At 42.7% G+C, this 22936-nt stretch carries 20 protein-coding genes; 9 read left to right on the forward strand and 11 right to left on the reverse strand.

Annotation, left to right across the window (positions count from 1 at the left end; translation table 11 throughout):
* Positions 1 to 179 precede the first annotated feature (179 nt).
* The 6 genes from AC4MCD_RS09470 to uvrB all read right to left on the reverse strand — a co-directional run bounded on the left by AC4MCD_RS09470 (position 180) and on the right by uvrB (position 7641).
* The gene (locus tag AC4MCD_RS09470; protein WP_004782721.1) at positions 180 to 1637 is read right to left on the reverse strand and encodes a glyceraldehyde-3-phosphate dehydrogenase; all 1458 of its coding nucleotides are present in this window, start codon (positions 1635 to 1637) and stop codon (positions 180 to 182) included.
* Between the two features lie 239 nt (positions 1638 to 1876).
* Positions 1877 to 3067: a hypothetical protein gene (locus AC4MCD_RS09475; RefSeq protein WP_491875966.1), complete on the reverse strand. Its 1191-nt coding sequence runs from the start codon at positions 3065 to 3067 to the stop codon at positions 1877 to 1879.
* On the reverse strand, positions 3003 to 3644 hold the full coding sequence (locus AC4MCD_RS09480) for a hypothetical protein (protein ID WP_491875967.1): 642 nt from the start codon (positions 3642 to 3644) through the stop codon (positions 3003 to 3005). Before AC4MCD_RS09480 ends, AC4MCD_RS09475 begins: the two co-directional genes overlap by 65 nt.
* A 133-nt stretch (positions 3645 to 3777) precedes the next feature.
* Positions 3778 to 4710: an EamA family transporter RarD gene (rarD, locus tag AC4MCD_RS09485; protein ID WP_491875968.1), complete on the reverse strand. Its 933-nt coding sequence runs from the start codon at positions 4708 to 4710 to the stop codon at positions 3778 to 3780.
* 167 nt (positions 4711 to 4877) lie between these two features.
* On the reverse strand, positions 4878 to 5477 hold the full coding sequence (locus AC4MCD_RS09490; protein ID WP_004782725.1) for a lipocalin family protein: 600 nt from the start codon (positions 5475 to 5477) through the stop codon (positions 4878 to 4880).
* Between the two features lie 142 nt (positions 5478 to 5619).
* Positions 5620 to 7641, reverse strand: a complete 2022-nt coding sequence (gene uvrB, locus AC4MCD_RS09495; RefSeq protein WP_491875969.1) for an excinuclease ABC subunit UvrB — start codon at positions 7639 to 7641, stop codon at positions 5620 to 5622.
* Between the two features lie 339 nt (positions 7642 to 7980).
* Here uvrB and AC4MCD_RS09500 point away from each other — a divergent pair, with 339 nt between their 5' ends.
* Positions 7981 to 8769, forward strand: coding sequence for an A1S_2505 family phage non-structural protein (locus AC4MCD_RS09500; RefSeq protein ID WP_034580895.1), 789 nt, complete (start codon positions 7981 to 7983; stop codon positions 8767 to 8769).
* Between the two features lie 56 nt (positions 8770 to 8825).
* On the opposite strand, the gene AC4MCD_RS09505 is transcribed toward AC4MCD_RS09500, so the two are convergent.
* Complete coding sequence (locus AC4MCD_RS09505; protein ID WP_004782731.1) at positions 8826 to 9005, reverse strand: hypothetical protein; 180 nt, start codon at positions 9003 to 9005, stop codon at positions 8826 to 8828.
* Between the two features lie 445 nt (positions 9006 to 9450).
* Here AC4MCD_RS09505 and AC4MCD_RS09510 point away from each other — a divergent pair, with 445 nt between their 5' ends.
* From AC4MCD_RS09510 to AC4MCD_RS09530, 5 genes are all read left to right on the forward strand, one after another.
* Positions 9451 to 10530, forward strand: a complete 1080-nt coding sequence (locus AC4MCD_RS09510; protein WP_166137148.1) for an OmpW/AlkL family protein — start codon at positions 9451 to 9453, stop codon at positions 10528 to 10530.
* Positions 10531 to 10711: 181 nt separating this feature from the next.
* A complete protein-coding gene (locus tag AC4MCD_RS09515; RefSeq protein WP_491875970.1) occupies positions 10712 to 11926 on the forward strand; it encodes an MFS transporter in 1215 nt (404 codons plus the stop codon).
* On the forward strand, positions 11919 to 12053 hold the full coding sequence (locus tag AC4MCD_RS09520) for a hypothetical protein (protein WP_277343749.1): 135 nt from the start codon (positions 11919 to 11921) through the stop codon (positions 12051 to 12053). Before AC4MCD_RS09515 ends, AC4MCD_RS09520 begins: the two co-directional genes overlap by 8 nt.
* 185 nt (positions 12054 to 12238) lie before the next feature.
* Positions 12239 to 13198, forward strand: coding sequence for a TauD/TfdA dioxygenase family protein (locus AC4MCD_RS09525; RefSeq protein ID WP_491875971.1), 960 nt, complete (start codon positions 12239 to 12241; stop codon positions 13196 to 13198).
* A gap of 301 nt (positions 13199 to 13499) precedes the next feature.
* Positions 13500 to 13829 (forward strand): four-helix bundle copper-binding protein, encoded by a 330-nt coding sequence (locus tag AC4MCD_RS09530; protein ID WP_004782738.1) that lies wholly within the window; start codon positions 13500 to 13502, stop codon positions 13827 to 13829.
* A gap of 99 nt (positions 13830 to 13928) precedes the next feature.
* On the opposite strand, the gene sthA is transcribed toward AC4MCD_RS09530, so the two are convergent.
* Positions 13929 to 15344, reverse strand: coding sequence for a Si-specific NAD(P)(+) transhydrogenase (sthA, locus tag AC4MCD_RS09535; RefSeq protein WP_005234884.1), 1416 nt, complete (start codon positions 15342 to 15344; stop codon positions 13929 to 13931).
* 217 nt (positions 15345 to 15561) lie between these two features.
* Between sthA and lipA the strand changes: the two genes are divergently transcribed.
* The 3 genes from lipA to AC4MCD_RS09550 all read left to right on the forward strand — a co-directional run bounded on the left by lipA (position 15562) and on the right by AC4MCD_RS09550 (position 19991).
* Positions 15562 to 16575, forward strand: coding sequence for a lipoyl synthase (lipA, locus tag AC4MCD_RS09540; protein WP_004782741.1), 1014 nt, complete (start codon positions 15562 to 15564; stop codon positions 16573 to 16575).
* Between the two features lie 351 nt (positions 16576 to 16926).
* The gene (locus AC4MCD_RS09545; RefSeq protein WP_491875972.1) at positions 16927 to 19431 is read left to right on the forward strand and encodes an acyl-CoA dehydrogenase; all 2505 of its coding nucleotides are present in this window, start codon (positions 16927 to 16929) and stop codon (positions 19429 to 19431) included.
* Positions 19432 to 19598: 167 nt separating this feature from the next.
* Entirely contained in the window at positions 19599 to 19991 is a 393-nt protein-coding gene (locus tag AC4MCD_RS09550; protein ID WP_166137136.1) for a carboxymuconolactone decarboxylase family protein, read from the forward strand.
* A gap of 133 nt (positions 19992 to 20124) precedes the next feature.
* Here the strand turns inward: AC4MCD_RS09550 and AC4MCD_RS09555 are convergent, their stop codons facing one another.
* From AC4MCD_RS09555 to rutF, 3 genes are read right to left on the reverse strand one after another with little or no spacing between them, the layout of a single operon-like run.
* Positions 20125 to 20964: an NAD(P)-dependent oxidoreductase gene (locus tag AC4MCD_RS09555; RefSeq protein WP_491876855.1), complete on the reverse strand. Its 840-nt coding sequence runs from the start codon at positions 20962 to 20964 to the stop codon at positions 20125 to 20127.
* A 51-nt stretch (positions 20965 to 21015) separates the two neighbouring features.
* A complete protein-coding gene (rutG, locus tag AC4MCD_RS09560) occupies positions 21016 to 22377 on the reverse strand; it encodes a pyrimidine utilization transport protein G (protein ID WP_491875973.1) in 1362 nt (453 codons plus the stop codon).
* Positions 22378 to 22410: 33 nt separating this feature from the next.
* Positions 22411 to 22926, reverse strand: a complete 516-nt coding sequence (rutF, locus tag AC4MCD_RS09565; protein WP_419363536.1) for an NADH-dependent FMN reductase RutF — start codon at positions 22924 to 22926, stop codon at positions 22411 to 22413.
* Between the last annotated feature and the right edge of the window lie 10 nt (positions 22927 to 22936).

A 22936-nucleotide genomic window follows, 5' to 3' on the forward strand; every position in this document is an offset into this window, starting at 1 on the left:
GTTCTTACTTACTATTTTTAATGTACTTACCATTTGTAAGCTAACAGATTCAAATAGGCACATCAAGGTGAATTTTCCATCAATTAATGCAATAGTTTTATAAAGCTGATTTGCCACCTTTATCTTCCACAATAAAAAAGAGCCTCAAAAGAGGCTCTTTTTTAGATCACTTCTACAAATTATGCATTTGTTTCAGCAGGAACTTTTGGATAGCTTACGCCGCCCATTTGTTCAGCAATGCGAAGTACCTGGCAGCTATAACCCACTTCGTTATCATACCAAACGTAGCAAGTTAAACGATTGCCTGAAGTGATTGTCGCTTGAGCGTCGAATACACCTGCAGTACGAGAACCGATAAAGTCAGAAGATACAACTTCAGTAGAGTTTGTATAACCGATTTGACCTTGAAGGTTAGAATTGATTGAGATTTGGCGAATGTATTCATTCACTTCATCACGATCAACTTCTTTATCTAAAGTCAGGTTCAGGATCGCAAGAGATACGTTTGGTGTAGGAACACGTACAGAGTTACCAGTCAACTTGCCTTTCAGCGCAGGAAGTGCTTTCGCAACTGCTTTAGCAGCACCAGTCTCAGTGATAACCATGTTTAATGTTGCAGCACGGCCACGACGGTCAGCTTTATGGTAGTTGTCGATCAGGTTTTGGTCGTTTGTGAACGAGTGAACTGTTTCAACGTGACCATTGATCACTGTGTATTTGTCGTTTAACACTTTCAATGTTGGAGTGATCGCATTGGTTGTACAGCTTGCAGCAGAGATGATTTGATCTTCATCAAGGATGTCAGCCTGGTTCACACCAAATACAACGTTCTTCATGTCACCTTTACCAGGTGCAGTCAGAATTACGCGAGCAGCGCCTGGGCATTTCAGGTGTTGAGCAAGACCTTCAGCATCACGCCATTTACCAGTGTTGTCGATCACTAATGCATTTTCGATACCGTATGCAGTGTAATCCACTTCAGATGGATTAGATGCATAGATCACTTTGATGAACTGACCGTTTGCAATAATTGCTTCGTTTTCTTCATCTACAGAAATCGTACCCGCGAATGGACCGTGGATTGAGTCACGACGCAATAAAGACGCACGTTTTTCAAGGTCACCGTCAGATGATTTACGAACTACGATTGCTTTCAGGTTCAAGCCACGGCCTAGACCTGACTGGCTGATCATCAAACGGGCAAGGATACGACCGATACGACCGAAACCGTAAAGTACAACGTCTTTACCTTCAACAGACGTTGCATTGCCTTCAAGTGATTTCACAGCATCAGCAACGAATGCGTTAACATCACCACCTTTTGCTTTGAATTCAACAGCAAGTTTGCCTAGATCAATTTCAGCAGTACCGATGTTTTCTACTTTTGCCAATGCTTCAAGAATTGGGAAAGTGTCTACAACAGAAAGCTCAACGTCCAGTACACGAGTACGACGATGCGCTTTAAGGATCTGGATTACAGAACGGTTAATTAAAGAGCGACCGTAAACTGTAGCTACGATATTTTTTTCACGATATAACTGACCTACTAGGGCAATCATACGTTCCGCAAGTTCTTCACGGTTTTTCCAACGACCTTGGTGCTCTGCATGGAGGGCAACGATAGTGTCTTTGCTCACAGATACGTCCTCTAATTAATTGTAAATCTAAGCATAAATTTCAAAACCCGATAATTGTAATGGAATTGGCCGCAAGTTTGAATCAAAAGCTGATTAACTCTGGCCGAAAATCCGATATATTCACTATAAATTTTGAAAATAATTGTAATTAGTCAGATGATTTTGCATTTAAAATTTGAAAAATCATCTATTAACTATAAAAACCAGATTTTTGTTAAATGTTGTTTATTCAGCCAAAACTAGAGTTCATAGCTGATGGCATTTTCCTGATTAAGCTGCACTTTGGTTCCTGCTGAAAAATTCATGTCCAGACTCATGGATGCATTGAAGTTTTCTACATCAAAATCGTCATAGGTTTCTGGCAAATGAATCAGGATTGGTAAGCGGGTCAAACCGTTATCTCCACATGGGAAAGCATAGTGGCGTTCGACCTGCTGTAGATTCTGTAAACTTTCAAATTCCAGAAAAACACTGCTGTTTTCATAGGTACGTGGAACCTGAATAATTTCCAGGAACATGCTGCGCTTTAACTGCTGCAATCTGTTCAGTGCGATTTCAATATCCTGATCTGAAGTGTCCTTAGTCCATAGTTTCTTGAAAATTGACTTCTTCTCATGCTCTCTCTTTTGACGATGCAGCGTATTGATATATTTTTTCAAATCCCGATATTGCTGCACATTATCTGCAATTGTAGACTGAATATCCTTGACCGGCTGCTCGGAACGCTGGTGCATCACCTGCCATTCATGCGAGTTGGTCGGAATAAAGGTTTCACCTTTGCGTTTTTCCAGCAGGCGAATAAATCCCAGTAATTTATATTCAAAATTCTGGATATATTGATTAAACATAAATGCTGGCTGCGATTTGAAATCGCGGTAATAGGCCAGAATTTCAGAAAAGATTTTATGGACGTGCAAATATAGATAAGAAAATTCTTCAATATGAGAAAGATGATCACGGATCGCATCACGCATGGGTAATAACAATTCCCGAGTCAGAATTTCTTCAAAGTTTTTCAAATGTCGCTGTGCCACCACATCGGCATTTTTTTCTACCACCTGAATGGGTTCAACTAGTAAAGGCAGTAGCTTCTGTTCTGAGATCTGTTCCAGATCATGCACAATATCAATCACGTCCAGATGAATCTGGCTTTGCAAGGTTACCATACGTTGCATCTGTGATTTCAGCGTTTCGACCACTTCCTCATCCATATCCTCTTTCAAATCCAGGACAAGAACATTCAGGTAAACCTGATCTTCAAGTGCACCCTTTTCTTCAATCAGGAAACGGCGAATAGAATATGGATTCTGTTGTACATCCATCACTGGCGCAACAATGAATAAAAATTGCGAAGTACGGACAATATCAAAATGACGGATTTCTTGTTCTTTGATCAGGAAATAGCGAAACAGCGGATGTTTTATTTCCACGGTTTGTTTTTTTTAATAGAGGTTTGTACCAATAACCAAGGAGTTGCTGCTTAATAAACACTTCAGTAATAAAGCATTTCACATGCTCTTCAGTCAGCTGGCGCACCCCTTCTAGAGGTTGCAACTTCAGTTCACGGATAATTTCAGCAGCATTTAGCAAAAAGGTTCGGCGCAGTTCCAGTTTTTCACGCTGCATCTGAAAGTTTTCATCGACTTCGATTTTATCAATTTGCTCAAGTGCATTTTCCAGATAATCCGCAATCTGCAAACTGTCATTTAAACCTTTCAGGCTTTGCAAGGATAAGGCAAAGGTGCTGGCATAATAACGCATCCGGTCATTTAAAAACTTTTGACTGAGCAACTCGACCGAATGTTGAGCCTGGTATCGATATTGATTGGCATCACGATCCCAGAGAATTTTTTTGGGTTTTAAAATCTGAAAATCGATACTTTCTTTAAGCTCGGCAGATACATCAGCCAGAACTGTTCTGATTTCACGTTGCCATTCCAGATCCAGACTTGGCTCTAGCTGTGACAGGCGTGCACGTAACTGATATGGAATAGCGATTTCCGACATACAATTCCCCAAATAAATCGTGATATCTTGTTATTTTGTGATGTATGTCTCGAATTTTACATTATCTAGACTGACAATCTACAAATATTGTCTAATTAAAGCTGCACGATCTGGAATTTAATATTTTATAAAATCATTTTTCTTTATATTGTTCCAGCTTCTCGACTTTTTGCATAAGTTCGCGTTGTTTCAGCTTTTGCTGACGTAAATGCAAAATACCTTCAATTACCAACAATACGACGGCCAGCCAGATCGGGAGATAAGTCAGCCATTCGCCGGCTTCAACCCGCTCCCCTAATGCCATAGACGCAAAAGCCAAAAGTACTGGCTCTAAATAGCTCAATAGCCCAAAGATGACAAAAGGCAAATAGCGGCTTGCCAGAATATAACTTCCCAATCCTAACGCACTTAGAAAGCCTAGACCTAATACCGCAAAAATCAGATGCTGCGCATTAAGGATCAGTTGCATGGAATCGCTATGAATAAAGCCTAGATAGATCGCGACAGGCAGAATGATGAAGAGGTCCCACCAGAAACCGCCTAAATGATCCGTCTGAAATTTACGGCGCATAAAGAAATACAGCGGATATGCCAGTGCCACATACACCGTTTCCCAGGCAATGAAACCGATCCGCCAGATTTCATGTCCTACACCTAATATGGCCAGTGCGACTGCTGCCATCTGCCAGCGCGACAGCTTTTCCTTATAAAGTACACATCCGACTAGAACCATAACTAGCGGCAACAGGAAATATCCTAGGGATACCTGTAAACCGCGACCATTAATTGGTCCCCATAAAAAGAGCCACAGTTGGGTCGTACATAACAAGGAACTGATGATCAACCAGATCAGAAAAGCAGGTTGTTTGAGAATGCGTTTTAAAATTTGAGTGATATGGCTGAGGTCACCTGACCACCACATAAAGGCAGTCAAAAATGGAATTGTTGCCAGCATCCGCCACGCAAAGGTTTGTTCACTATCTAGAGGCTGCAAAAATGGCGTGAATATATAAAGAACACCAAATACCACTGATGCCAATACCGATAATGCAATGCCTTTGTACATGCTTCAAACCCAAGATCATTCCAGCGCATTATAACGATTAGTCTAAAATAAAGCTTGACGATTCATCTGTCCAAAGGTGATAGCAAGGCAAAATATATAATTCAAAAAAGAGAAGCATTAAAAAACCATGCCGAAGCATGGTTTTTATACATAACCTGATTGGCCTTTTATTTTCTTGCCTGTTGGGTCTGTTTGGTATGAATCACATCACTCAAATCATAACCCACAGATTGCGCATATTGCAGGTATTCATTCACCACATTCTGATCCAGTTGAGGATCACGTGACAATACCCACATATATTTACGTTTAGGCTCACCGACCAGTACGGTTTGATAATTATCATCCAGTTTTAATACCCAATAATCGCCACGGCCCACTGGCAACCAGCGAATAAACTCTGGCAAGAAACTTACTTTGAGCTTGGTATTATAAGGTGCATTCTGAATGTATGCCTCACCCACTGATTGGGTCACCTGACCATTTTTCTGGATACAGCGGTTATCTACATTAACGTTACCATTTTCATTTAATGTATACGTCGCCGTAACGTCACGATCACACTTGTTCTGGAATGTAAGTGGTTTACGAGCCACTTCATACCAGGTGCCCAAATAGCGGTCCAGTTCAACTTTCTCTACAGTGGGTAAAGAATCGTTCTTGGCATAAGCCATGGTTGCAGCCCCGAGTCCAAGTAGAACTGCACCACCCACTGCAATTTTTGCAAGTTTCAACCCCGCATGAGGGAGATTATTTTTAGTTGTCATACGATACCTATTTGATCAGGACAAAATTTTCAACATGAATATTTCGTACTTACAATAGCGGCATCAGCAGACATACTTTGTAGCATTATGTTAGGTTTGTGATTGATTTTACGTAATTTAAATCTGTAATTTACACACAGACCTAACTTAACATCTGTGCTTTTAAACGTAAAATTTCATCCCGTATACGTGCAGCCTGCTCAAACTGTAGTTCTTTTGAAGCCTTGAGCATTTCTTTTTCCAGTTTATTGATATGCTTCGCGAACATCTTTGGATCGGCCATGATATGGCGTTCATCTGCACTGATCGCACGGGCCTGATCGGAAGCTTTCAGCTCAATAGTTTCATCATCCAGCACTTCGCCTGTATCAATTTCCTTAATCACCTGACGTACTGCACTACGTGGTGTAATACCATGCTCTTCATTGAACTGAATCTGCTTGGCACGACGGCGTTCAGTCTCATCAATGGCTTTTTGCATAGAATCGGTGATGCGATCCGCATATAAAATCGCTTTACCTTTCAAGTTACGCGCAGCACGACCAATAGTCTGAATCAGTGAACGCTCTGAACGCAAAAATCCTTCTTTATCTGCATCCAGAATCGCCACTAATGATACTTCCGGCATATCAAGGCCTTCACGCAGCAGGTTAATCCCGACCAGCACGTCATGAACCCCAGTACGCAGCTCATGAATGATTTTTACCCGTTCAACAGTATCGATATCCGAGTGTAAATAGGCGACCTTAATCCCATACTCTTTCAAATAGGAAGTCAAATCTTCGGCCATGCGCTTGGTCAATGTCGTTACCAGCACACGTTCATTCATTTCCTTACGGATATTGATTTCAGACAATACATCATCGACCTGCGTCAAGACTGGACGGATTTCAATTTCCGGATCGATCAGACCGGTCGGACGCACCACCTGTTCGACAATCTGCTGGGATTTTTCCAGCTCGTAACGTGCGGGCGTTGCGCTAACATAAACAGTCGTCGGCACAATACGTTCCCACTCCTCAAACTTCATCGGCCGGTTATCCAGCGCACTCGGTAAACGGAATCCGTAATTTACCAGATTTTCTTTACGCGAACGGTCGCCCTTATACATGGCGCCAATCTGCGGCACCGTCACATGTGACTCATCAATAATCAGCAAGGCATCATCAGGAATATAATCGAACAAGGTCGGTGGCGCTTCACCCGCAGGACGACCCGACAAATGCCGTGAATAGTTTTCAATGCCGTTGGTATAACCCAGTTGCTGCATCATTTCCAGATCATAGCGTGTGCGCTGCTCGATGCGCTGGGCTTCCAGCAGTTTGTCATTTTCCCGGAAGAACACCAGACGCTCTTTAAGTTCTTCCCGAATGGTTTCGATGGCACGGGACAAATTGTCTTTCGGCGTAACATAATGGCTTTTAGGATAAATGGTTACGCGAGGCACTTTACGAACCATTTTCCCGGTTAAAGGATCAAACCAGCGAATGGAGTCGACTTCATCATCAAACAGCTCAATCCGGATAGCATCCTGATCCGATTCGGCAGGGAAAATATCAATAATCTCACCACGAATACGATACGTACCGCGCAGGAATTCCAGTTCGTTACGCGAATACTGCATTTCGACCAAACGACGGATAATATCATCACGGCCAATCCGGTCACCTTCCACCACATGCAGCAACATGCTCATATAGGCATTCGGATCACCCAGACCGTAAATCGCAGAAACAGAAGCGACAATAATCGCGTCGCGACGTTCTAAAAGTGCACGGGTTGCCGAAAGACGCATCTGGTCAATGTGATCATTAATTGCCGCATCTTTCTCGATAAAGGTATCTGAAGATGGCACATAGGCTTCTGGCTGATAGTAATCATAATAACTGACGAAATATTCAACCGCATTATTCGGGAAAAATGCTTTAAATTCGCCGTAGAGCTGTGCAGCCAGCGTTTTGTTATGAGCCATGACAATAGTCGGACGCTGGGTACGGGCGATGACATTGGCCATAGTATAGGTTTTACCTGAACCGGTAACCCCCAGCAAAAGCTGATCGTGATAGCCTTTTTCTATACCCTTGACCAGCTTTTCAATGGCCTGTGGCTGATCGCCAGCAGGTTGATAATTGGTCACCAGTTCAAAGGGTTGTTTATCACTCATAGCTTTAATCATTTCACTGCGGATATCGACTCAATTTATTATGGGGGTAAAACTGAATTACTCAATCCCTATCCAGGTTTCTGTTTAGTAAAATAAATCCAGTGAAATATTATGCTTTCGTAGTCTTAAGTCGTTTTAGATCTAAACTTTTCTATCAAAATTGAATCAATATAAATTTCGAGCCGGCTCATTACTTCATTCTAGCTTATTCGCTATTGAGGCAAAATTTCTGTATAAAGTTCTGCTTTATCTGATGATGTAATAAAGATTAATTTCACCTTGACCCTTATAGCGTTCAAAGGCAACATGAAGCTAATCAGGACATCGAATAAAAAAGCCATGACTTACCATTATCACGATGAAAGTATTGTTAAATCTCTGCCAGAAAATACGGTATTTGTTTTCGGAAGCAACTTGGCTGGACAACATGCCGGAGGCGCAGCTCGAACAGCTTATGAGCATTTTGGGGCGGTCATGGGGGTTGGTCGTGGCTGGGCAGGTCAAAGTTATGCCATTCCGACTATGAATGAGCATTTGCAACAGATGCCTCTCTCACAGATCCAGCACTATATTGATGACTTCAAGATTTACACCAAGAACCATCCTAAAATTAAATATTTTATTACTTCAGTTGGTTGTGGCATTGCAGGCTATAAAGTTGAAGAAATTGCTCCTATGTTCAAAGGCATTTCCCACAATGTCATTTTTCCGCAATCTTTCCGGCCTTTTGTAGAAAAAGCGCTTCCGAAAATTACGTCGCAATTCCTGCATACCATCTTCCGGGATTCAGTGATTTTTACTCCGGCGACAGATGAGCTGATTGATGTTCTGGCACTGACCGATAATGAAAAGAGTCTGGCCAAGATTCTGCTCAATACTCAGATTTATCCGGTCGACAGCAATGGTCGTGATCGTGTATTCGAAATTGAAGATATTCTGCATAACCTGAATGGCAAGATTTTTGACTTTCAGAATAATTCTGAAGGTTCCATGCTGTTTGGTGCCGTAATTCTGGCGCTACTGGAACTTTATAATATCAATGAAAAAGACTTTATTGATGTCTGGAAAGGCGATCGTGAGATTGCCCCGCCAAAACCTGAAAATAAGGCGCGTAAAACAGTTCGCTAAGAAAATCTCAAATTTTACTCATAAAAAAGCCATGAACTTCATGGCTTTTTTATTTATTAACGTTTGCCCATTGAACGGCGTGTACCACGAGGTGGCATCCAGGTCCGATCAGCATAACGCTGCGGTTTAGGTCGCAGATCTTCCAGAACTTCATCTGAAGCAGATTGTTCTGCCTGTTTTAATGGAAAAGGTAAATTAACCAGTGGCTTTTTCTTGGGAGAATTTTGGGAGCTCATGCGCAATACTCAATAATTTATGCGGCTATTGTACAAAAAAACTCTATCTGCTGTGTACCATCGGTTAGCTAAATTTATTCAAGCTTTTTCTAGTGAGTTTAAAGCAGAAAATTTCCTGATTTCTTGTACAAATCACGTCCAGGATAGAAAGCTTAAATCATTATTTAAAACTTAGATTAATGAGAAAAATGTTACCCACTTATTATTCTATTACTTCGATAAAACTGAAAATTTTATAAAAATTAATATCCTATTTATCTTCACTATTCATAATAATTTTTACATAAATATATATTTTATTAATACAATTTATACAAACTTTGGCATTTTTTACTTTCTGTTAACTTTTCACTACTCGTTCTGTAACTGTGTAAATTGGTGAGATTTAACTAAATTGTTCAATAGAAAAACAAATAACTACCACGGACAAGGAGTCCTCTGAACAATGAAGACAATCATGGTATGCATGGCAGGTCTAGCCACATTACCCCTGCTTGCACATGCAGAATCCCCATATTTCAGCCTACAGGATGGCGATGGCTTTAAACGATTTTCCGTTTCAGTCGGTGCACTGCATGTCATGCCACAAGGAAAAGCTCAGCCCTTTCAAGTTAATACTGCTGTAAAAAATGGTGAAGTTGCCAGAAATGGTGCTATTCAAGTCGATACCGTATTGAATAACTTGAATTCTAATGTTGACCAAGAGGGTCTTGCAGCAGCATTAGAATTTCTGGGTTTTTTTACCGGTGGTGAATTAGGTAGTGGACTCAGCGGTAGTTCACGAATTCAAGGGTTGGAGGAGTGGAATAATCCAGGCACAGGTCTGGAAGCAGATGATGTCACTACCCTTGGGATTTTAAGTAATTACTTTTTTACCGATCACGTATCACTTGAAATGAAAGCCGGCATTCCACCCAAAGTGGACTTACAGGGCAAAGGAAAAATTTATGCTCCTTTCGCTGCGATCGCTACACCTCAAATCGGTAGTTTGCCTTTAGAATTCCTGAATATCGATCTGCAAAATGATATTTTTATTACTGATTTAGAAGCTCATGGTCCTGCAGCGTCAGCACGTGCTTGGACGCCTGCCTTTGAATTACAATATCATTTTGGAAAAACCGGAGTTAATAAGTTTCGCCCTTATGTCGGCTTAGGGGTAATGTACGCTTACTTTAATGAATTGGAGATTAACCCGCGTACTGAACAGGATTTGATTGCAGCCGGTCATATGATTGCCAATATCAAAGAAGGCAATGCCGGAGCTTCACTGGAAGGTAAACCGAGCAATGCCAATCCTACAGTAGATCTGGAAGCGTCTGATGCCTTTGCTCCTGTCGCGACTGTCGGCTTCACTTATGACTTTAATGATACCTGGTTCGCGGTAGGTTCTGTATCTTATGCTCATCTGAAAAATGACACCACGATTACGGTAACAGATGCAAATCTAGGTGAACTGATTCGCTCCAAAGCCGATATTGAAGTTAATCCAATTCTGGCCTATGCCGGATTCGGGATGCGTTTCTAATCAATTAATTCTTTCATTAAAAAAACTGAATACTTCAGAACAACGGCTACGGCCGTTGTTCTGTTTTCTGACGTTATATACAGCTATAAAAAAAATTTATCGTTTGATTAATTTTTATTTTATCGCCTCTCTAGGTTGAATCGAATACTATACCTATCAACTTTATATGCATGAATGACTTATGGCTGACAGTCAATTTTCCAGAACCCTGATTTTTATGCTGATTGGCGCTGCCATTATTCTGGCTTTATCTTTGGGGATTCGTCATGCATTTGGCCTATATCTGGTGCCAATGAGTGAAGAATTTGGCTGGGGTCATAATGTCTTTAGTTTAGCCATTGCCATGCAAAACCTGATCTGGGGTGCTGTTCAGCCCATTACTGGTGCCTTCGCTGATAAATATGGCAGCAAGATTGTCGTTGCCATTGGCGGTGCTTTATATGCGCTTGGCCTGTTATTGATGGCTGTCAGTTCAACCGGATTATTATTGAATCTCAGCGTCGGACTGATTTTAGGTCTGGCCTTGTCTGCCACCTCTTTCCCGGTTTTATTGTCTGCGGTTGGACGAGCTGCACCACCTGAAAAACGCAGTCTGGCAATGGGGATTGCCAGTGCAGCAGGCTCCTTCGGCCAGTTTATTATGCTGCCCTCAACGCTGTTACTTTTACAGAATGTCGGCTGGTCAGCAGCACTTGTCGTCAGCGCAATTTTAATCGCTTTGATTGTACCTTTGGCCTGGATGCTAAAAGCCCCGATGTATGTCGATCCAAATACTGTATCTACGCCGAATAAGGTATCTCTCAGCTTTAAACAGATTTTAGTGGTAGTCAAAAACCATAAGCCGTTCTGGTTTCTGGCGATGGGCTTTTTTGTCTGTGGCTTTCAGGTGGTCTTTATCGGGATTCACCTGCCGGGTTATCTGATTGATCATGGATTCAATGCTACAACTGGCACCATTTTCCTGGCGCTGGTGGGCCTGTTTAATGTTGTCGGTACCTATACGGCTGGCTGGCTCGGTGGAAAGTATTCCAAACCACGTCTGCTAATGGGCTTATACGGTCTGCGCGGGATTGCGATTATCGCCTTTTTGATGCTGCCTTTAAGCACCTGGACGGTCTATGCGTTTGGTGTCATCATGGGATTATTATGGCTTTCCACCGTACCACTGACCAACGGTATTGTTGCCAATATGTTTGGCGTGAAATATCTAACTATGCTCAGCGGGATTGTATTCTTTACCCATCAGGTCGGTTCATTCTTTGGCGGCTGGCTCGGTGGTGTAAACCATGACATGAGTGGTAACTATAATGCGGTATGGATGTTGTCGATTGCCTTAAGTATTTTTGGCGTACTGGTGCACTTATGGGTAAATGAGGAGCAAATCGTACATGACTGATTCGACCTTTCTGCTCAAGCTTTCCATTGCGGTAGCGATGGTACTTCTCCTCTCTATTTCTTTATGGCTCTGGAGCCAGACTCCAGAACTGTTTGAGTACTTTAATCAGGCGTTTTGTGCACATTAATTGTCAAATATTTGACATTTTTCAGCAGCTTTAGGACTTTGTTTTGCCATTTTAATTAAAAGATAACAAATCAATCATTTAGATATTTTTATTCGGTTTTTCATAAGTTTAGCAATTCTTATGATTTTATTTTTACTCTGGATTTTTTTAGATTTTCTGCAACAAGAAAATTCAGAGACTTTCCAATGACAAGTTTGACCCAACTTTCACAAGCCATTCACGATGCACCACGCTGGCATCAGCAAGATCAGTTCCAGAATACTGATGAAATCAAAATTGTCCCGCAGGCAGATCAAGCCCTAGGCGCAGTGGTTTATGGCCTCGATGCCCATAAAGCCCAATCTGGCGAAACCATCCTGCGTCTGAAGCAGGCTCTGGCTGAACATTTGATCCTGATCTTTAAGAATCAAAGTCTGGATGATCTACAGTATCTGGCATTTGCCACCTATTTCGGTTCAATCTTCCGTCCAGATGCTGACACGCCAGTACTGGCTTCTAAAACAGATACCGGCACTCCACCTGATGTCGTACCAGTTTCCAATGCAGTCGGTCAAGGGGATTACACCGGCCATGGTGAACTTGCCCCGCATGCCGATCACCAGTGGACACCGCTACCATCTTTTGGCTCTTTACTTTATGCCATTGAACTGCCAAAAGACGGTGGCCAGACGTCCTGGATTAATACCATCAAGGCTTATGAAGCATTAGATGAAGAAACCAAAGCACAAATCGATCAGTTACAACTCATTACCTATAATCCATTTGTACGCTTCCAGAGCAATAAAGGTGGTAATACGTATGCGGGAAATATACCAAAATATCGCTTTAAAGATCAGCCAATTTTAGGTCATGCCTATCCGCACCCACTGGTACGCACCCATCCTGAATCTGGCCGTAAAGCACTTTGGTTAAATACCCATACTGAAGTTGAATTAGTGAATTATGACGATCAGGCAGGTAGTGAACTGATTGCAAAATTACGTGAGCATGTCTTAAAACCTGAATTCGCTTATGAGCACAATTGGGAAGCAGGCGATATCGTGTTCTGGGACAATCAGGTTACTCTACATTCACGCCGTCCTTTCCCTGCTGATCAGCGCCGTTTATTAAAACGTATCAGCCTGGCAGGTAGTCGTCCATTTTAATCACCATAAAAATATAATAAAGAGAAAGGTCATTTAAGCCTTCGACAATAACGACTCATCATGTAGATTTTCCGCCATTGAGGAATGACCGCCTCAATGGTTTTATTTTTAAATTTTTAGTCATCCTATTTTGGGAATATCAGGATAGAGGTTTTAAATTAAATTTTTTAAAAATACAGCTTTTAACAAAATCGGCAATCGGATTACTTTTTCTCACTCAAACTGCCTAGTGTATTTTTCCTTTTCTGCTTAGCGTATTAAAAAAACAAGCCATTGCTATAGCTGCAAAAAGGAGAAGAAAATGAATGAGATTCAGTTTTCAGATTGTGTTCGCGCATGTATGACCTGCTCTCTGGCCTGTACTAACTGTGCCAGTGCCTGCCTGAAAGAAGAACATTTAGAAATGATGCGGGAATGTATCCAGCGCTGTCTGGACTGTGCTGATCTGTGTCAGCTCTGCGCCCGCATGCAACAAAAGCAATCTCCATTTATCAAAGAGATTTGCGAGCTATGTGCTAAAGCTTGCGATTATTGTGTAGAAGAATGTGGCCATCATGAGGATGATCATTGCCAGCAATGTGCCGAAGCTTGCCGTCGCTGTGCTGAAGAATGCCGCAAAATGGCAGCTTAATCACTAGACTTACTGACCAGATTGAACTTTTTCAATCTATAAAATAAAAAACCCGCAAATCGAACTTGCGGGTTTTTGATCTAACCTGAATAAATCAAATTAGAATAAACGGTTCATACCATTCAATGTTGCCACACGATAAGCTTCTGCCATCGTTGGATAGTTGAATGTAGTTTCCACAAAATACTTGATCGTATTGTTCGGGCTGTTCATGACTGCCTGACCAATATGGATAATCTCTGATGCATTATTACCAAAGCAATGCACACCCAGAACTTCCAGCGTATCGCGGTGGAACAGGATTTTTAATTCACCAACCGTATCACCAGTAATCTGTGCACGCGCCAGATGACGGAAAGAAGCCTGACCCACTTCATACGGGATTTTTTCTTCAGTCAACTGCTGCTCAGTTTTACCGATCGAAGAAATTTCCGGAATGGTATAAATACCAGTCGGAATATCAGTCACCGGTGCAACGTCTTGTTCACCGCTCATGTTGGCACCTGCGCAACGACCTTGGTCATAGGCAGCAGAAGCCAATGATGGCCAGCCAATCACGTCACCTGCAGCATAGATATTTTCGACTTCAGTCTGATACTGCTCATTCACGGTTAATTGACCGCGGCTGTTTGGTTTCAATCCAATATTTTCAAGGCCTAAACCGTCAGTATTCCCCGAACGGCCATTACACCACAGAATCGCATCTGCCTTAATTTTCTTGCCGCTTTGTGTATGCAGAACCACATAATCATCAGAAGTTTCAAGGAAGTCGATCTGTTCATTATGACGGATCAATACACCCTGTTCACGTAAGTGATAAGACAGCGCATCAGAGATTTCATCATCCAAATAGCTCAGCAGTTTTGGTTGGGTATTAATCAGGTCAACCTTATGTCCCAGACCAATAAAGATCGATGCATATTCACAGCCAATCACACCTGCACCATAAATAATGATTTTTTGGATCGAGAAATCCAGATCCAGAATTTTGTCTGAATCAAATACACGTGGATGATTGAAATCCAGAATCTCTGGACGATATGGACGCGAACCAGTCGCAATCACCAGTTGCTGGAACATAATGGTTTCTTTTATGCCATCTGGTGTGAATACAAAGATCGTATTTTCGTCTTGAATATAAGCACGACCATGATAGATATCAATCTTGTTACGGTCATAAAAACGTGAGTGAGTATCCACTTGCTGCTGAATCACTTTATGTGCATTGCGCAGTACTTGTTTCATGGTGAATTGTTTCCATTCACCTACTTTTTGAAACATTGGATCACGTTGATAACGGATAATGCTGGATACCGTTTGACGCAATGCCTTACTTGGAATCGTACCTACGTGAGTACAGTTACCACCCAGCTGTTCACGCATATCCACAATTGCAACACGCTTACCAGATTTGGCAAGTTTCATTGCCGCGCCTTCGCCCGCAGGGCCTGAACCTAGAACTACCGCATCGTACTTAACGAAAGTCCCACTAACGACCTCTTTTTTACGTGGCATTCAACGCTCCTTAAAATTAAAAAATTTTGCTTTAATCTACGCTATATTATGACGTAATTGCTGCCAATTTGGTGTATTTAACTTACATATATTGTGTGATAAGAACATTTTTTAAATGAATAATCCATTTCGCCCTATTTCACCCGAGTTTCGTTATAATTAAAAAAGTGTTAACTTTGATTTATCTCCCTCCTTCAAAACAGTGGAAAAGTTATATATGTCTGAAAACCGTAAACCTGAACAGGGTATCAAACTTCGCGGCGCAGAAAAGGTCGCCCGTATTCCTGTAAAAGTTGTTCCTACGGTTGAAACGCCACGTAAGCCGGACTGGATCCGCGTGAAAATGGCCGCTCCCGAGGAAGTTCAGCGTATTAAAACTACACTTCGTCAGCAAAAACTGCATACCGTATGTGAAGAAGCCGCCTGTCCGAACCTGCCTGAATGTTTTGGTGGGGGTACAGCAACCTTTATGATTATGGGTGATATTTGTACGCGTCGCTGTCCGTTCTGTGATGTAGCACATGGTCGCCCAAATGCACTCGATCCAGACGAGCCGCGTCATATGGCAGAAACGATTGCCAACCTGGGTCTGAAATATGCAGTCATCACTTCAGTTGACCGTGATGACCTGCTGGATGGTGGTGCACAGCATTTTGTAGATTGTATTAAAGAAGCCCGTGCTTTGAGCCCAAAGACTTTGCTGGAAATTCTGGTACCTGATTTCCGTGGTCGTATGGACATCGCTTTACGCATCATGACTGAATGTCCACCAGACGTGTTTAACCACAACATCGAAACTGTGCCACGTCTGTATAAAGCCATGCGTCCAGGTTCTGATTATCAGCACTCTTTAAATCTGTTGAAAATGTTTAAAGATTATTGCCCAGAAATTCCAACCAAATGTGGTTTGATGGTGGGTATTGGTGAAACTGAAGAAGAAGTTCTCGCTCTGTTAGACGACCTGAAAGCGCATGACGTGGATTATGTAACGATTGGCCAGTATCTACAGCCATCTAAACAGCATGCCCCAATCGACCGTTTTGTAACGCCAGAAGAATTCGAACGTTATGCAGAACATGGCCGTAAGCTTGGCTTTAAGAATATCTGGTCAGCACCGATGGTACGTTCAAGTTACTTTGCAGATCGTCAATACTATGGTGAACCGGTTCCGGAAGTACGCCGTAAAGTTGATCCTGCAAAAAAAATCGCTGTACAGGCGATTGAAGCTTAAAATGACTTAGATCAAAGCCCTCTCAAGTAGAGGGCTTTTTTATGCCTAACTAAATTTATATTTGTTCACTTTTTAATTATTTCACCTACCCTCTCTTAGAGATTAAGTTATTACTTATCTTCACATTTCTTTGCGTGTTCTCACTTGAAGACTGCGCATTTTTCAAACAATCTCAAAAACAGATAAAACACTTCAATATATCGTTGAAATATTTAATAACGATCGTTCTCACAAGAACAATTGTGAATTTGCCAGTTGCTTAAGCGATGTAAAAAAATTGATCAAGTCTTAAGAAGACACCTTAGGGAGATCGGCAGCATCACAATTGTATGACCCTGGAGAAATATAACAATGCTATTTATTTTCGCCGTACTTCTTCTCATTGCCAGTTTATGGGCGATTTTCTTTTTTCAACTCTCCCGTACCCCTGGTGCAATTACCCTGATTGTCATGTCAGTGGTTTGTGCCTTTATCAGTCCTTGGTCACTGATTCTGGGTATTCCCCTGATCCTGATCAGTCTGGTCGTCATGATCGAACCTTTGCGTATATCTTTCATTTCCAGGCCAGCCTATAAGGCTTTAGCGGATGCCATGCCAAGCATTAGCCCGACAGAACGTGAAGCTTTGGATTCTGGTACCAGCTGGTGGGAAAAAGAACTCTTTATGGGTGCACCGAACTGGGAAACCTTTAATAGCTATCCTTATCCAAAACTTTCCATTGAGGAACAGGCATTCTTGGATAACGAAGTCGAAACGCTGTGTAGCATGCTGGATGAATGGGAAATTCATGAGAAGAAAATGCTGCCTGAACATATCTGGCAATATATTAAAGATAATGGTTTCTTGGGACTAATTATTCCCAAAGAATACGGCGGTCGTGCCTTTAGTTCCTTTGCTCAAAGCCGGGTGATGAGCAAAATTTCTTCACGCTCTCTCACTGCTGCTGTGAGCTGTATGGTGCCTAACTCTCTCGGGCCGGGTGAGCTACTGCTGCATTACGGTACTGATGAACAGAAAGATCGTTATTTACCCGGTCTGGCCAAAGGTGAAGAAATCCCATGTTTTGGTCTGACCAGTCCTGAGGCCGGTTCAGATGCCGGTGCGATTCCAGATACTGGTGTCGTGTGTTATGGACAGTTTGAAGGTCAGGAAGTCTTGGGATTGAGAATGAATTTCTCCAAACGCTGGATTACTTTGGCACCGATAGCCACTGTAGTTGGACTGGCTTTTAAAATGTATGACCCTGATCATTTACTCGGTGATAAAACAGATTATGGGATTACTTGTGCCTTGCTACCGGCCAATCATGAAGGGGTAAAAGTCGGTCCACGACATAATCCTGGCTCCCCTTTTATGAATGGCACTGTTGAAGGTAAGGATGTATTTATTCCTTTAGACTGGATCATTGGTGGTGTGAAAAATGCCGGTAAAGGCTGGCGTATGCTGATGGAATGTCTAGCGGTTGGTCGTGGTATCTCCCTACCGGCTTTGTCTACCTCCAGTGCTGAAATGACTTATCTGAATGTCAGCGCGTTTTCGCGAATCCGTCAGCAATTCAAGATTTCGGTGGGTAAATTTGAAGGGGTTCAGGAAGCCAATAGTGAAATTGCCAGTGATGCCTATATGCTGGAAGCATTCCGCTATTTAGTGACTTGTGGTCTGAATCAAGGTGGTAAACCGGCAGTCATGACCGCGATTGCCAAATACTACGCCACTGAGACCATGCGTAAAATTGTTAACCATGGTATGGATGTCGTGGGTGGTCGTGCGATTCAGATGGGGCCTCGTAACTTCCTGGCTCTCAACTATCAGGCCATTCCAGTATCGATTACAGTTGAAGGCGCCAATATTCTGAGCCGTTCATTAATGATCTTTGGTCAAGGTTCGATGCGTTGCCATCCTTATCTGTATGAAGAATTACAGCTTCTGCAAGCTGAAGACCCGAAAGCCGCTCTGAATCCATTCGATACTATGTTGTTTAAACATCTGGGTTATACCTTTAACCGGACTGCCCGCTCTTTTGCCTATGCTTTTAGCGGGGGTTCAAGTGCTGCGCCACAAAGTGCGGTTGATTTTACCCGTCCTTATTACAAGATTATTAACCGGCTCAGTGCTAACTTTGCCCTGACTGCAGATATGTGTCTGGGTTTACTTGCCGGTGATATTAAACGCAAGGAAATGCTTTCTGGCCGTCTGGCTGATATCCATGCCCATTTGTTTATTGCGACGGCAATCCTGAAATTCTTTGAACATAGCAAAAAAACCGAAGCTGAACGTCTGCATGCACAATTGGCAATTGAGAAATCTTTATATACAGCTCAGGAAGCCTTTTATGACCTGTTTGCCAATTTCCCGGTCGGGGTTGCTGCTGGCATGGTCAAACTCATCTGTTTCCCATTTGGCCGCCCTGTCGCGAAACCATCTGACCGACTTAAACAGGAAGTCGCAAATGTCATGATGGAAGATAACGCTTTCCGGAAGGTACTGAAAAAGCATGTTTTCTATAGCACAGCGGAAGATGATGTGAATGGTCGTATGGAATCAACCTTCACCATGTTACTGGAAATTGAGCAGCTTTGGGATCGCTTTAAGAAAGCCGAAAACAAAGGTCAATTTAAAGGACTCAGTTTTGCTGATCATGTGGCTGATGCGCATGAACAAGGCTTTATTAATGAAGAAGAAGCCAATAAGTTACTGCACTATAATGCGCGTCGTTATGACAGTATGTTGACCGATGTCTTCGATCTGCATTTACAGGAAGTATTGGAGCTGGAAAATCCTCATATTTCAAAAGCAGATGCAACAGGTACCGATACTTCAGTTCAAAGTGCACCTTCACATTCAACCAGTCCTTGATAGATCTCTTATCTAAATCGGATCTTGCTTTCCAAAGTGAGGTTATTTCTTGACTTCACTTTGGATATCTCAAGTGGCTATTCAGCCACTTTTTTACGACTATTGCACGATGGTATTTACGGTATAAAACGTTAAGCTAGGACCCATAATAAAATTGAGGGTCAATGATGTCACAACAAGATTATGAAAATGGCTTGAAAGTCCGTACTGAAGTGATGGGTGCAAGCTTTGTAAAGCGCGCTCAAGACAATACAGTTCCTTTTACCCAACCTTTACAGGACTGGATTAATGAACATGCTTGGGGTTCGACCTGGCAACGTGAAGGGGTTTTACCACGTAAATACCGTTCTTTAATTACCATTGCTTTTCTGACTGCGCAAAAAAGCCCGACTGAATTGAAAGGCCATGTTCGTGGCGCTTTGAATAATGGGGCAACAGTAGAAGAAATTCAGGAAGTGCTACTCCATAGCCTGCCTTACTGCGGTGCCCCTGCTACTCAGGAAGCCTTCCGTGCAGCGCTTGAAGTGATTCAGGAATATCAGACAAATCAGCAGAATTAAGAACTGCCTAGGCTATTTAACTGGCTTATCAATAATAAAGCCGGGAATTAAAATTCCCGGCTTTTTAAATTTTAAACTGATATATCTATAGCTATAACGTCTTTAACACTGTCTTTAATATTGTTTGAAAAGATTATCCTCTTAATTCAATTTGAGTACGTTGCTCCAAGCCTTGCACCGCCGCGGAGAAATCCAGCTGGCTGGCCTGTGGCTTGGAAATCTGCTGAAACTCCTGCTGAACCAAAGACATCACCGTTAAATCCAGTTGCTGTTGCTGCACCAGTTCCAAGGCAATACCAATATCTTTCTGCAATAAATCCAGCGCAAAGGTCTTGTGAAACTCACGGCTCAGTACACGCTGCGCCATGATATTTTCCGACATGCTGCTTTTACCGCTAGAATGATTAATACAGTTTAGTGCACTGCTTAAATCAACTCCCTGTCCTTTCAGTACAGTCAGCCCTTCAGCCAGGGCCCACAAGTGAGTCGCCATTAGGGTATTATTCACGGCTTTTACCGCAAAACCAGAACCACTTTCTCCCACATATTCAATCAGACCAGCAAAGGCTTCAATAATCGGTTTGGCTTGTTCAAAGGCTTGTTCATTGCCTCCGACCATAACAGTTAAAGTACCGCGTTCCGCTCCAATGGTTTGGCCAGAAACCGGTGCATCCAGATAAAAACTGCCTTGTTGCTCCAAGTGTTTCGCCAGTTTCTCTGCAGATTCTGGCACCCCACTGGTACAGTCAATCCAGATTGCACCTTGTTTGGGTGGATAGGCTGCAATTAATGCTTCCACATCCTGACTGGTCGGCAAACAGGAAAAGATAAAATCTGCCTGAACTGCCTGCTCAATACTCACCGCCTGTGTTGCAAAAGTTTCAGCATGCGCTATAGCTTTCTGTTCAGTTCGATTCCAGACCCAAACCTGATGTCCAAGTTTTGGCAGATGGGAGGCCATATGCCAGCCCATTGCCCCGAGTCCTAAAAATGCAATTGTATGACTCAAAAAATGCTCCTCATTTTAAGCGACTGGCTTAGCCTCAACTTCAGTTACGGTTTTAGTTGGTTCAGATGCTGGCAATTCTTTATCTTCACCACGGTTCAGGAATAGATTCAATAGAATTGCAGCTAAAGTTGCGGTACCAATACCACCCAGATCAAAACCACCAATCTGCAAGCTATAGTTGCCTGTGCCCATGATCAGACAGACTGCACCAATAATCAGCGTACTGTTCTTGGTGAAATCAACACGGTTATCTACCCAGATTTTCGCACCAGCCACAGTAATCAGACCAAATACGACAATCGATGCACCACCCAACAAGGCCACTGGAATGGTACTGATCACTGCACCGAATTTAGGTGAAAGTCCGAGCAAAATAGCGAAGATACCAGCAAAGACAAATACAGTCGTTGCATAAACTTTGGTGACTGCCATTACACCGATATTTTCGGCATAAGTGGTCATGCCTGTACCACCGACAGAAGCTGACAATGAAGTACAAACACCATCAGCAAAGAAACCACGACCCATGTATGGAGACAGGTTTTTATCGGTCATAGCAGAGACTGCCTTAAAGTGCCCCAGATTTTCTGCCACTAAAATAATCGCCACTGGTGCAATCATCAGCATGGCATTCATTTCAAAGACCGGACTCTGGAAATTCGGCAAACCGAACCATGCTGCTTCACTGACTTTGGTAAAATCAATCGCAGATCCGAAGCCCATGACGTTTGTGAAAAGGAAGTAAATCAGATAGGAAAATAACAAGCCCAATAACAGCAACAGACGGCGTACCATTCCTCGGGTAAACACAGCAATCACACTGATACAGATAATGGTGATTAATGCCATCCACGAATCAAACTGGTTCGCTGAAACGCTTTTAATCGCGACTGGAGCCAGGTTCAAACCGATGATCATCACGATCACGCCTGTCACTACAGGTGGCATCAGTTTTTCAATCCAGTTGGTACCGGTTTTCATCACCAGCAGCCCAATCAAGGCATAGACAATACCGCAAGCAATGGTGCCGCCAAGGGCCAGTCCGATATTAGGATTCGCTCCAACCCCAGAATAACCCGTCACTGCGACTACCGCACCAATAAAGGCAAAGCTGGATCCCAGATAACTTGGCAATCGGCCGCCCGTGATCAGGAAAAATAAAATGGTGCCAATCCCGGTAATGAAAATCGTGAGATTGGGGTCAAACCCCATTAGTAAGGGTGCCAGCACGGTTGCACCAAACATGGCAAACACATGCTGTAACCCGAGAATAATACTTTTTCCAGCAGGCAGATATTCATCTGTTTGCACGGGTGTGGTATCGAGATTGCCTTGGTAAGACTTAAATTTTGGAAACCACATTTCTTTTTCTTGCATCGGCTTCCCCTCCTTGATTAGGATTGAATTGAATTAGCACATTTTGTGTGGCTCACAGTAAGAACGGTTGAAGTACATCAGCGCATTGCCTTGACTCTGGCACATGGCTTTCACCTCACAGAACAGCACGTCATGACTGCCTACGGATAAACATTGGACCACCTCGCAGTCAAAACTGACTAAGGCATCCTCAAGTACAGGCGACTGGGTCACCAGGGTTTTCCAGTTCCCCTGACTGAAACGCTCTGCCATTGGTGTTTTTCCACCAAACAGATTGGAAAGATGTTGTTGATGTGATGCCAAAGTATTCACACACAACACCTGATTCTTTTTAAAGGTTTCATAAACTGACGCAGAACGGTTCAGGCACACCAGCAACGTTGGTGGTGTATCTGTCACACTGCATACGGCCGAAGCGGTAAATCCAGCCATTCCTGCATCGCCTTGCGTGGTAATCACATTCACCGCAGCACCCAGATTGGACATGCCCTGACGGAAAATCTGTTGATCGACTTGGGTAAAGATGTCGCCAGATGCGTTAGTCGCCAAGACCTTATTT

The organism is Acinetobacter sp. CAU_H_78 (assembly GCF_058599365.1).